This is a genomic window from Streptomyces alkaliphilus, assembly GCF_014141535.1.
GTDB classification, from domain to species: Bacteria; Actinomycetota; Actinomycetes; order Streptomycetales; family Streptomycetaceae; genus Streptomyces; species Streptomyces alkaliphilus.
On the sequence record NZ_VKHT01000920.1, the window covers coordinates 1 to 1,998 of the forward strand.

Here is a 1,998-nt window from a genome sequence, read left to right on the forward strand (position 1 = left end):
CCCCGGTGGGGTGGGCCCGGCCTCCGGGGCCGCCCAGGGCGGCGGGGTCCCCCTCGACCAGCAGTTCGGCGAGTCGGTCGCCCAGGTCGGGGGCCAGTTCGGCGGCCAGATCGAGGGCCGCCCGGCGGTCGGCGGCCACCGCCGTCCGAACCTCCGCGCCGAAGCGCAGCGCGTGCTTGAGGGCGTGGAAGCCGTCCAACAGCACCGGGGCAGGCTCCCCGGTCGGCTCGGGGACGGGATGTTTCACGTGAATCATTCGGATGCGGACCGTCCGGGGGAGGCGGTGGACCGGGACCGCACCAGGATGCCGGCCCCGGCGCCCCCGGAGGCGGCCCGGGCCACGCGGCCCCGTGAGGCGGGTCCCGTGAGGCGGAAGTCGGGAGGACGGGTCGGCCGTCCCGCGACGCCCGGACCGCCGTGGTCCCGGCCCCGGCGGGCCGGTGGTGGCGGCCCACCACCGGCTCCCCTCGGCTCAGCGGCGTTCGGCCGAAGCGGCGTCACGTCCCGGGTCCTCGGCGTCGGGCTCCGCGTCCGAACCCGTCACCGCGCCCGCTCCCGTCCCGGTGGACGTGGTGGTCGCGGAAGCCCCCGGGGCCACCGGGGAGCCTTTCGCCTCGACCCTCGTGCTCCCTTCGGTCGACCCGTCGGCACCGGCCCCGGCCATCGGGGCGGCGGCTGCGACCGGGACCCGGTCCCCGGTATCGGTCGGTTCAGCGGTGTCGCCGCCGGCGCCGCCGGGCCCCGCGGCCTCCCGATCCCGCTCCCCCGTGGCGGGGGCCGGCACCCGTGGTCCGTCCCCACCGGCGGGGGCGGCCCCCGCCTTCCCCGGACCGGCGGACCGGCGGCCGAGCCGGCGCACCGGCTCGGTCAATCGGCGTGCCCGCCAGCCGATCCACAGCAGGAAGGCCGTGGGCAGGAAGACGATGTCCATCGCGATCATCGCCATGGAGAAGAAGGGCAGGCCGAGCAGGATCGCGATGCCGATGTGCTCGCCGATCATGATGGCGAGCAGGATGTTCTTCGCCCGCCGGTTGAGCAGCGCGAACGGGAAGGCGACCTGCACGAACACCGTGCCGTAGGTCAGGATCATCACCAGCAGGGCGTTGCCCACCAGGATCGAGGAGACCTCGGGGAACGGCGTGAAGTAGTCCAGGTTCATCGGGTAGTAGACGGCGGTGCCGTCCTGCCAGCGCGAACCCTGGATCTTGTACCAGCCGGCCGTGGCGTAGATGATGCAGACCTCGACCATGATCACCAACAGCGCGGCGTTGTGCGCGACATTGGCGATCATGTCGCAGACCACGCGCGGCTCGCCGGGACGGGCGGCGGGGCGGCTCAGCACCCACCACAGACCGTGGATGCCCCAGAACCCCCATAGGCACAGCAGCCAGATCGGCCCGCCCAGCAGACCGGTGGCGGTGGTGACCGCGAGGGCCGCCCCGCACGCCGCCCACAGCACGATCCCCACCGGGTCCCGGGGATCGGCGGTCCCCCGGGCACGCCGTCGGGCGTCCAGGGACCACACCTGTCCGCAGCGGGTCAGCACCAGGTAGATCGCCATCAGGTGGACGACGTTGTCCCCGCCGTCCCCCATGAACACACTGCGGTTCTGCAGCGAGAGCACACCGATCATGAAGAGCACGGACATGGTGCGGGTGCGCCAGCCCAGCAGCAGTCCGACGCTCGCCAGCGCCGAGAAGGCGTAGACGATCTCGAACCAGGTCACCGACTCCGTCCACAGCAGGACGGTGAACGCCTTGTTCTCCGCGATGAGCTGTTCGGCGAGGTCGAAGCCCCACGGGCTGGCGGGCCCGTACAGCTCGTGCCGGTGGGGTATCTCCCGGATGAGGAAGAACAGCCAGGTGAAGGCGAAGCCGATGCGCACGATCGCCGTCTGGTACGGGCCCAGGGCTCGGCGGGTGATGTGGTCGATGCCGCGGCCGAGCGCCGCGTCGAGGCGGTCCCCCATCCCGGCGAGTGGGTTGGGCGGCTCGTCGC

At 73.2% G+C, this 1,998-nt stretch carries 1 protein-coding gene and 1 pseudogene; both read right to left on the reverse strand.

What is annotated here, in order from left to right; translation table 11 throughout:
- A pseudogene (locus tag FNQ90_RS21145) lies at positions 1 to 247 on the reverse strand (TrmH family RNA methyltransferase); the annotation flags it as partial.
- 225 nt (positions 248 to 472) lie between these two features.
- The coding region (locus FNQ90_RS21150; protein WP_407699412.1) for an HTTM domain-containing protein at positions 473 to 1,998 on the reverse strand (1,526 nt) is incomplete at its 5' end.